The organism is Kineococcus sp. TRM81007 (genome assembly GCF_022669155.1).
Taxonomy (GTDB): domain Bacteria; phylum Actinomycetota; class Actinomycetes; order Actinomycetales; family Kineococcaceae; genus Kineococcus.
Window position 1 is genome coordinate 1 of sequence record NZ_JALBVB010000047.1, and the last position, 9,543, is coordinate 9,543.

The following is a 9,543-nucleotide window of genomic DNA, read 5'->3' on the forward strand; positions in this document are numbered from 1 at the left end:
AATCGTCACCGTGTCGTGCGGGAGTTCGGTGCGGATGGCGTTGGCGTAGCCGCGGAAGGGGTCGAGGGCAGCGTGGGTGATGCCGTCAACGAACTCGCGGGTCTGCTGACGGATCCAGGTGGCGTAGACCGGTCCGGAACGGCCGAGGGTGACATCGAGCAGGCGGGCCTGGACCCGGCCGTCCAGGTCGCGGGTGAGGTCGACGATGGAGGTGACGGCCCGGTCGCGGTGACGGGCGGAGGGGCGCCAGATGTGTTCGTCGACCCCGAGGGTGTCAACACCAGCCAGCCGCGCGGACCGGGCTGATGGCGCGTCGAGGTCGTCGGCGGCGTGAGCGCGGATGGCGTTCATGAGGGTGTGCCAGTCGACGCCGAGCTGGCGGGCCAGGGCGGAGACGGTGGAGTCGTCCCAGCGCAGTGTTTGCATCGCCCACGCCACCGCGCGGGTGGTGAGCTTTGCCCGCGTCGGCAGGGCGGGATGCTCCTCGGACCAGACGCCGGTGAAGCATCGTGGTTCGCGGCATCGCCAGCGTCGCTTGCGCCAGATCAGCTGCACCGGGGTGCCGAAGCAGGGTGCGTCGGCGAGGCGGTGCTCGCGGCGGCCGTGATCGACGGCGAGCACCCCGCAGGTTCGGCAGGCGACCACCTCGGGTGGGTCGGTCTGAACGGTCAGGCGTAACAGCCCCCGAGGGTGCTGCGTGTCGTGCTGGACGCGTTCGACGGCGAGCAGGTGCAGACCATCCAGACCCAGCAACTCGTCGGCGACGGCGCACTGGCCGGCGGTGTGTTCGAGGCCGGGCGGCTTGCAAGAGGGATGCACGGTGTAGCCGTTCGTTGATTGATCGGAGGTCCCTCCGAGCGTGGTGGGCTTGATTGCTCCCGCCTGCGAGAGGCACCGACTTGCCGCTCATATCGATGTCCGCGCTATCACGCCCGTGTCAAGACAGTCACGATCATGGTGAGCTCGGCAAGCGACGCGACAGCTGCGCCTTCGTCATCACAGACACCTCGTCGAGCAACGCCCTGCACCACCCCGCGGTGGGGAGGAAGCCCTCTGCGGCTAGGTCGTCACCGGTACATGAGCCGGTTCACCCGCACCAGGAAGTCCTCACCTAGATCAGCGGTGGGGTCGGCGGTGAGCTCGGCGATGACGGCCATCGCCAGGTCACGCCGCCGGGGAGACCGGGTGACGACCGCTGCGGCCAGCGCGGCCAGCACCTCTGCTGCGCTCAGGTCAGTGCAGTAGACGGGTGCCCCGGGCTGCTGGCGCCAGGACTCGGCCAGGCCACCCGCGTCGACGGCGTCGAAGCCGGTCTCCTCCACCAGGGCCATGCCCAGCGCCCGGTCGGCGTCGTCGTCCGCGGCGACGGGGATGGCGAGCCGTCCGGTTGTGCCGGCCGGGGCGGCGTAGGCGTCGAAGGACTGCGAGGTGATGGCGTTCCACGCCTTGACCACCGGCCGCCCCAGCTGCTCGCTGACCCACAAGCTCTCCACCTGCCCGCCGTCGAGGGCCTCGATGTGCCCGTCGCGCAGCGGGTAGTAGTTGGAGGTGTCGATGACGACCGTGCCGGGCGGCACACCGGCGATGAGGTGGGCGACGTCGGGGATCTTGGCCAGGGGGATGGAGATAATTACGACGTCGACGTCGGTGACGACGTCGGCTGCCTCCACGGCCTGGGCGCCGGTGGACAGCACGTCGGAGTCGATGGTCTGCGGGCCGCGAGAGTTGGCGACCTGGACGTGGTGCCCCGCCTCACTGAGGCGGCGGGTGAGGGTGGCGCCGATGTTGCCGACGCCGAGGATGCCGATCTTCACGTGGGGCTCTCTTCCGTGCTCGTGGTGGGGGTGTCGGACGGCGCGGCCGCGACCCGGGACGCGCGGTCGGGGCCGGACCGCTCGTGGAGGACCCCGGGGGTGTCGTGCACGACGACGCTGCGCTGCAGCGGGACGCGGGGCATTTTCAGGTGATTGACCTCGGCCTCCTCATCGGCGGTCCCGAAGGAGATGCCGAAGAGGAGCTTCAGCTCCGCCGGCACCTGCAGGACATCGCGGACGGTGTCGGCGTAGACGCTGAGGACGGCCTGCGGGATGCCGCGGTAGCCGCGCGCGGTCAAGGAGAGCAGGAAGTTCTGCGCGTACATCCCCACGTCCCCGGCGGCCCGGACCCGATCGCCCAACGGGGGCAGGAACAGCAGAGCCACGTGCGGGGCGCCGTAGAAGTCGAGATTGGCACGGACGACGTCTCGCCGGCCCTCGTGGTCGGAGCGTTCCACCCCGTGCGCTGCATAGGTAACCGCGGCCTGCTGCTGCGACCTCTCCTGGTGCACGCCGTCGCCGTAGTCACCGGTGAAGTCCGGTGACGTCCGCTCCTGCTCGAAGGCGTCCAGCAGCGCCTGGGCGAGCGTGTCGCGGGCGGGTCCGGAGACCAGGTGCACCACCCACGGCTGGGTGTTGCTGTTCGAGGGTGCCTGCTGGGCATCCTCGAGGACGGCCCGGATGTCCGCGGCCGGTACGGGGGTGGGCAGGAACCGGCGCGCGGAGCGGCGGGCGCGCACGACGTCGGTGAAGGGTGCGTCCGCAACCATGGTCATGAGCCCTCGACCGCCAACCGGGGGTCGAGGCCGTACTGCTGGTGGGCGCCGAGGTTCTCCCGCAACGTAGGTCCTTCGTAGTCGAGGTGGTAGAGGCCACGCTCCTGCAGGATCGGTACGACCTCGTCGACGAAGGTGTCCACGCCGTCCTCGTAGACGTCGGGGGAGATCCAGAACCCGTCGCAGGCTCCGGCCTCGAACCACTCCTGCAGGTGATCCGCGGTCACCGACGCGGGCCCCACGGGTGTGGGGTGGTAGTCAATCACTCCGTGGGCCAGGACGTCGCGGATGCTCCAGCCCGCTTGGGCGACCTCGAGCGCCTTGGGGGAACGAGGATCGAAGGGGCTGGGCCGGGCCTGGTCGAGTTGCGCTGCGGTCAGCGGCTGGTCGATCTGGTCGAGGTCGAGGGGAAGTCCGAGCATGGACCCCAGGTAGGCGACCCGGTCAGGGAAGGTGTGCTCACCGAGGGCGGTGCGACGGTCGAGGGCCTTACGCACGGTGGGGGCGATGGCGGGCATGACCCCGGCGAAGAACTTGACCTCGTCCGGGTCGCGTCCGGCGCGGCGGGCGGCGTCGCGAACGGCTTCTCGTTGGGCGCGGGCGTCCTCGATGGTGAAGGTGGCCCCGATCACGCCGCTGGCGTAGCGCCCGGCGATCTGCAGGCCGTTCGCTCCGCCACCGGCGGAGAAGACGACGGGCTGTCCCTGCTCAGACGGTGGGATGGGCAGCGGTCCGCGGGAGGCGACGTATTCACCCTGCAGGTTGACGGGCTGGACCTGGGCGGCGTCGGCGAAGCGTCCGCTCTCGGCGTCCTTGATCCAGGCCTCGGCCCCCCAGCTGCCCCACAGGGCCTGGACGATCTGGATGGTCTCGTGGGCGCGCTGGTAGCGCTGGGGACGCGGGGCGATGGTCGCGCCGAAGTTCGCCGCCGAGGCGGGCTCGCTGGTCGTCACCGCGTTCCAGCCGGCGCGGCCGTGGCTCATCACGTCCAAGGTCTTGAACTGACGCGCGAGGTTGTAGGGCTCGTTGAACGTCGTGGAGCCGGTGATGACGAACCCGATGCGCTCGGTCTCCCGCGCGATCGCCGCCATCGTGAGCATCGGCTCCAGGGTGAGCATCGGCGGTGCGTGGTCGAGGTCGTCCGGTGGGGTGAGGTGGTCGGGGACGAAGAGGAAGGCGAACTTGCCCCGCTCGGCGGAGCGGGCGTAGCGGACCAGGGCGTCGATGTCGGTGTAGTTGGAGGGGTCGACCCCGGGAGCGCGCCAGGCACCGGGCTGGCTGCCGTAGCCGTTGCCCAGCTGCATGGCCAGGATCATCTGCGGTTTGGTCATCGTGGTTCCTCGACGAAGGCGGGGACCGCTGCCGCGGTCGTGGGTGGGGAGGCGCTTGGGACGGTCAGTGCCCGGTGGAAACCGGCACCGTGCCCGTGCCCGTGGTCTTGGCCCGGCCAGGCAGGAAGAGGGCACCGATCACGGCGGCGGCGGCGATGACCGCGGCGGCGGTGAAGGCCCCCTGGACTCCCGCCAGGGAACCACCACCCGCGTTCGCGGCCGGGTCGCCGGCGTCGGAGGTGATGGTGAGGACGGTGATGAGCACCGCGACGCCGATGGCCCCACCGAGCTGCTGCAGGGTGTTCAGCGCGGCGCTGCCGTGCCCGTAGAGGTTCTCCGGCAGCGAGGCCAGGGCGAGGGTGAACAGTGCGGTCCACATGAACGCCTGACCGGTGCAGATGGCCAGGTGGGTCAGCAGGATGACGGCCACCGGCCGCTCGGGGGTGGCGGTGGACATGAACCACAACGCGGCGACGTCGATGAGGGCGCCGATGATGACCAGGGTCCGCGGTCCGGTCTTCTCGTAGAGGCGTCCCACGATCGCGGAGACGATGGCGATGGCCGCACCGCCGGGCACCAGCAGCAGGCCGGTCTCCAGGACCCCCAGGCCCAGGACGTCCTGCAGCACCAGGGGAAGGAGGACGCCGACGCCGAAGGCGGTAGAGACCAAGAACAGCACGACGATGCTGGCCAGGGTGAAGCCGCGGTGGGTGAAGATCCGCATGTCCAGCAGGGCCGCGTCGCGGCGCTGCAGGCGGCGCTGACGCAGGACGAAGGCGGCGATGCCGGCCAGCCCGAGGACGACGGCGAGCAAGGAACTCGTCGGCAGGTGCCCGCCGGAGGTGTCGTGGGCGCTGGCCAGGCCGAAGACCAGGGCCCCGAAGCCGATCGCGGCCAGGATCAGGGAGGTGGCGTCGATGCTGCTGGGGACCGGGGTGGTCAGGTTGCGCATCAGGATCCCGCCCACGACCAGGGCGATCAGCGCCAGGGGCAGGACGAGGATGAAGATCCAGCGCCAGCTGAGGTTGGCCACGATCAGCCCGGAGATGGCCGGGCCGATCGCGGGGGCGACGGCACCGACGGCGGTGGTCAGGGCCATCAAGGAGCCGCGCCGGCCTTCGGGGGCCAACCGGAAGGTGGTGGCCATCATCAGCGGGGCCAGGGTCGCGGTGCCGGCGGCCTGGACGATGCGCCCGGTGAGCAGGACCTCGAAGGTGGGCGCGACGGCGGCGATGGCGGTGCCGACGGTGAACAGGGCCATCGTGGCGACGAAGAGGGGGCGCATGTTGAAGCGCTGCATGAGGAAGCCGGTGGCGGGAATGATCACGGCCATGGTGAGGGCGTAGGCGGTGGTCAGCCACTGCCCCGTGGCGGCGGTGATGCCCAGTTCGGCCATGACCTGGGGCAGGGCGACCCCCATGACCATCTCATTGAAGATGACGATGAAGGCGGAGACGGCCAGGACGGCGATGACGACGACCTCGCCGGGCTCCAGGTGGGTCTTGGGCGCGGGGGCAACAGTGGGTGCCTCCGCTGGGCGCGACCCGTGGTCCACCGACCGGCGATCGGTTGTGGTCGATGACGTGGTCGACGGCGCGGTGGACGGCGTCGAGGCGCGGGCCGACTGCGTGGGAAGGCTCGGCTGCGTGCTCGTCGGTGTCGGTTCTGGTGTCTGGGTCACGGCGATCGGCTCCGGATCATGTCGGTGGGCTCAGGCCACGTCATCCCGGTCGAGGTCACCTAGGAGGTGAGTCGACGTGAGGTATGTCGTGCAGGGGAAGAGAGCGGCACAGCAGCGGGTCGGGCTACCGCCCAGTGAGGTGGGGCGCCTGAATCCGTAGAGGGAGACGTCCTCCGCTTGCCTTGGCTAAGATTAAGGAGGTAGTCTCCGATTTGTCAACGAGAGGGTGTCGCCATGATCGAACCAGCCGCCGACGCACCTGCGACCGCACCGGCCGACGCGGCCCACGGCGCCGACGCAGGCATCAACGCCACGACCAAGGCGCCGACCGCAAGCCGTCCCCGCAAGACGCGCAGCGACAAGCAGCGCAACCGCGCTCACATCCTCGAAGTCGCCGAGGAGTTCTTCACCGAGCAGGGCGCGGCCAGCTCCCTGGACGCCATCGCCAAACGGGCCGGCATCGGGCCCGGCACCCTCTACCGGCACTTCCCCACCCGCGAAGCGCTGCTGGCTGCTCTGCTCGAAGCGCGCGATGAAGAACTGACCGCCCGCCGCGACGCCATCGTGGCGGAGGAGACTGATTCCGCCCGCGCGCTGGAACGGTGGCTGGACGCACTGGACACCTGGGCCAGCGCCTTCAACGGCCTTCCAGACCCACTGCGCGACGCCCTCACCACGGAAACCTCACCGTTGGCGATGACGTGTCAGGGCTACGTCACTACCACCGACCAGTTCCTCGCCGCCGCCCAGCGTGATGGTCGTGCCCAGCCGTGGGTCCGCGGAAGAGAGTTGTTCCTCAGCGTGCTGGCCACCGCCTGGGTGCGCGGTGCGGCCCTCGCTGATGAGGCCTCAGCTCAGTCACTGCGCGCCATCCTGCGCTCAGGGTGGGCCCTGCCCGACTGAGCCGTACCCACCCTCGACGTCACGCCCGTCAGCGGCCACAACGGCCGCAATGGCCGCGCCGGCCACGACCCCTGAGGACGCTGGGGGACGGCTCGCCGAGAGAGCACAGCAGTGACACCTCACCCCGGGGGCCTCGGCCTGCTCGGTGATCGGTTCCAGGTCGATCACACCTCCGGTGCTGCGTGCTGCCCCGGCACCCTCCACCGCCCGTTCCCTTCTTCTCCTCCTACTCTTGCGTGAGAGGTTTCGATGAACCACCGCACGATGATCCTCGGCCTGCACCTGGGCACCGGCTACGGCTCCCAGGCCGCCTCCTGGCGTCACCCGGACGTGGACCCCGCCAACTACACGAACTTCGACGCCCAGGTCCGTTACGCGCAGGCTGCTGAACGGGGGAAGTTCGCCTTCCTCTTCCTGCCCGACTCCCTGGCCATGACCCGCGACCTGGACCACGAAGTCCCGCAGGCGACGCTGGAGCCGATGCTCACCCTCGCCGCGATCGCCCGCGAGACGAAGCGCATCGGCTTCGTGGCCACCGGCTCGACCACCTTCAACGAGCCCTACAACCTCGCCCGCCAGTTCAAGACCCTCGACGTCATGAGCCACGGCCGCTCCGGCTGGAACGCGGTCACCACCAGCGACCCAGCCGCCGCCGCCAACTTCGGCCAGGCCATCGCCGATCGTCCCGAGCGCTACGCCCGTGCCCACGAGATGATCCAGATCGTCCAGGCGCTCTGGGGCAGCTGGGAAGCCGACGCGTGGGTCAAAGACCAGGCCACCGGGGTCTTCGCCGACACCGCGAAAATCCAACCCGTAAACCTGCAGGGCCGCTACGTCGCCGCCCGTGGCCCACTGCCCGTTCCGCCCTCCGAGCAGGGTCAGCCGGTCATCTTCTCCGCTGGCGGCGGGCAGAACGGACTCAGCATCGCCGGGCGCTACGCCAGCGGCGTCATCGGCGCCGCCTTCAGCATCGGCGACGCCCGCGCCCAGCGCGACGCCGTGCGCGAGGCAGCCCGGGCGGCGGGCCGCGACCCCGATGACGTCAAGTACTTCGCCGGCGTCATGCCCGCCCTCGGCACCTCCGTGCGCGATGCCCTGGATCGCAGGATCCGATTGAACGGTGACGTCTTCCCCGCCCGGGCGCCGCACCTGGGCGCCATGCTCGGCCTGCCCCTGGACGCCCGTCGCCTGGATGAGCCCCTCACGCCCGCTGAGCTGGCCGCCGCGCGTCCCAGCCCCTTCGACCCCCGCTCCCAGCACGCCCTCGAGGTGGCCCGTCAGGGCTGGACGATCCGCGAGGTCCTCGCCCACGGTGTCATCGACTACCACCCCACCCCGGTCGGCCCGCCCGAGGTCGTCGCCGACCACCTGCAGGAGTGGTTCGAGGCCGGCGCCGTCGACGGCTTCTGGGTCTCTCCCGACGTCAACGAGCGGGACATCGACACCTTCGTCAACGAAGTCATCCCCCTGCTGCAGGAACGGGGGCTGTACCACCGGGACTACGAAGGCGCGACGCTCCGGGAGAACCTCGGCGTCCCTTACCAGTACGGCCTCGACCCGCGCCTGCAAGCCGAAGCCTGAGGTCCTCCGATGCGTACCTGCTCCGTGCGTTCAGGTCGCCCGCATCGGGGCACGCCCATTCGTCTCGCGCCTACCGTGCGGGCGGCCTCGCAGCGGCCCCCCGTCGCATGGCCTCAGCCGCTCTTGACCGCTTCGCTCGGTCGGCCAGGCATACCTTCCCATCCATAGATCCGAAGAGCCACTTATCGGGCTCTTCGGATCTGCGGGTGGGAAGGCAGACCTGGCTCGATGGGCTGGGCCGCGGCAGACCACTGGCTACCCCGCGGCCGAGGGTCGCTACCAGCGGTGATCGCGCGCGGATCGCGGGATGACCGTGAAGTCGTGAGCAGCGGTGTAGGCGGCCTCACTTCCGGGCTGACCAGACCGTCCCTACCAGCTTGCTGTGCTCCTTCCAGCACTGTTCCACCGCCGCGAGGAAGGCCTCGTCGGCGGCCTCGGGATCGGCCTCACCTTCGTAGTTGGCGCTGACCTCGAAGCCCACTTGCCCGTCGTTCCACCTCAGTTCCGAGGGTTCGTAACCAGCGACGCTGACGCAGTCGCGGTCTGCGGTGACGGCCTGCTCGTACTCGGCATCACTCACCTGGCCGTCCTCGAGGATCGCGGCCTGCGGAGCCGGGGCATCCTCGGCCAGTCTTGCGATGGCTGTGGGGTCGTCAGCAGCCCGCATCGCGATAGCGGCAGGGTCGGCGGGGTCAAGGCCGTTGGAGCAGGCCGAGATCGAAAGGAAGGCTGCGGCAGCGAGCACGAGCGCGGCGTAGCGCCGTCGGCTGTGGCGCATGGACCCTCCCAAGGTCGCTGATCTGAGCATCCTGCCAGCCGAGCGAGGCCGCGAGGAGGCGAAGACGGTCAGACGGACATCGACAAGACCGCGAGGTCGTCGACGTCCACGACAGCGGGATGACCGGATGTGCGGTCGGGTTCTCAGCTGGTCCAGGCGAGCAGCCGGCGCGCTGAAGCGGGACCAATGGAGGGCCACAGGCGGATGCGCCATTCGTCTCCGGGCGTGGTGGAGCCTGGCCAGCCGCGGGTGATGAAGCGCCGACCGGTGATGAGCGCGTGGTACTCCCCGCTGGGCACGGGCAGCTGGGTGCCTTCCAGGGTCGGGGACTGGTAGTAGAGGCCGTACTCGCTGACGCTGAGGTGTGCTTCGTAGGCTTCTTGCCAGTCCTGCAGGTCATCCTCAGCCGGCGCGCTCCAGCGCTCCAGCGTCAAGGGCATCTCGAAGTTGTTCTGGTGCGGGCAGGTGATGACCAGGCAATGGCGCTCCTGAGCGATGTGGTCGCCCTTGAGGGCTCGCTGCAGCAGAGCCTCGGTGTCGAGGTCGTCGCTCCAGTAGTCGGTCCACAGGTCGAACTGGCCGTAGTCCATGGCCACGACGACGTTGTGTGAGTCGGTGAGGTGAGCTTGATCCACATCTGCACTGTGGCATGCCCGCCCGCCTCGCATCGGGTGATGCA

Annotated in this window: 10 protein-coding genes; 3 read left to right on the forward strand and 7 right to left on the reverse strand. The window is 69.8% G+C overall.

Annotation, left to right across the window (positions count from 1 at the left end; translation table 11 throughout):
* Positions 1-645, reverse strand: a 645-nt coding sequence (locus MN205_RS08690) for a helix-turn-helix domain-containing protein (RefSeq protein ID WP_308220256.1), incomplete at its 3' end; no start/stop codon positions are given.
* A gap of 57 nt (positions 646-702) precedes the next feature.
* Between MN205_RS08690 and MN205_RS20515 the strand changes: the two genes are divergently transcribed.
* The gene (locus MN205_RS20515) at positions 703-837 is read left to right on the forward strand and encodes a hypothetical protein (protein ID WP_255818544.1); all 135 of its coding nucleotides are present in this window, start codon (positions 703-705) and stop codon (positions 835-837) included.
* Positions 838-1,067: 230 nt separating this feature from the next.
* On the opposite strand, the gene MN205_RS08695 is transcribed toward MN205_RS20515, so the two are convergent.
* From MN205_RS08695 to MN205_RS08710, 4 genes are all read right to left on the reverse strand, one after another.
* On the reverse strand, positions 1,068-1,814 hold the full coding sequence (locus MN205_RS08695) for an NADPH-dependent F420 reductase (RefSeq protein ID WP_242126315.1): 747 nt from the start codon (positions 1,812-1,814) through the stop codon (positions 1,068-1,070).
* Complete coding sequence (locus MN205_RS08700) at positions 1,811-2,590, reverse strand: nitroreductase family protein (RefSeq protein WP_242126317.1); 780 nt, start codon at positions 2,588-2,590, stop codon at positions 1,811-1,813. The genes MN205_RS08695 and MN205_RS08700 overlap by 4 nt, the downstream gene beginning before the upstream one ends.
* Positions 2,587-3,921, reverse strand: coding sequence for an NtaA/DmoA family FMN-dependent monooxygenase (locus MN205_RS08705; protein WP_242126319.1), 1,335 nt, complete (start codon positions 3,919-3,921; stop codon positions 2,587-2,589). Before MN205_RS08705 ends, MN205_RS08700 begins: the two co-directional genes overlap by 4 nt.
* Before the next feature lie 64 nt (positions 3,922-3,985).
* Entirely contained in the window at positions 3,986-5,476 is a 1,491-nt protein-coding gene (locus tag MN205_RS08710; RefSeq protein WP_242126321.1) for a DHA2 family efflux MFS transporter permease subunit, read from the reverse strand.
* A gap of 360 nt (positions 5,477-5,836) precedes the next feature.
* Here MN205_RS08710 and MN205_RS08715 point away from each other — a divergent pair, with 360 nt between their 5' ends.
* Both MN205_RS08715 and MN205_RS08720 read left to right on the forward strand, forming a co-directional pair.
* Positions 5,837-6,505: a TetR/AcrR family transcriptional regulator gene (locus tag MN205_RS08715; protein ID WP_242126323.1), complete on the forward strand. Its 669-nt coding sequence runs from the start codon at positions 5,837-5,839 to the stop codon at positions 6,503-6,505.
* A 249-nt stretch (positions 6,506-6,754) separates the two neighbouring features.
* Positions 6,755-8,086 carry an NtaA/DmoA family FMN-dependent monooxygenase gene (locus MN205_RS08720; protein ID WP_242126325.1) on the forward strand — a complete coding sequence of 444 codons (1,332 nt, stop codon included), beginning with the start codon at positions 6,755-6,757 and terminating at the stop codon, positions 8,084-8,086.
* Positions 8,087-8,429: 343 nt separating this feature from the next.
* Here MN205_RS08720 and MN205_RS08725 read toward each other — a convergent pair whose 3' ends face one another.
* Positions 8,430-8,864: a hypothetical protein gene (locus MN205_RS08725; protein WP_242126327.1), complete on the reverse strand. Its 435-nt coding sequence runs from the start codon at positions 8,862-8,864 to the stop codon at positions 8,430-8,432.
* A gap of 143 nt (positions 8,865-9,007) precedes the next feature.
* Entirely contained in the window at positions 9,008-9,499 is a 492-nt protein-coding gene (locus MN205_RS08730; RefSeq protein ID WP_242125051.1) for a hypothetical protein, read from the reverse strand.
* Positions 9,500-9,543 lie beyond the last annotated feature (44 nt).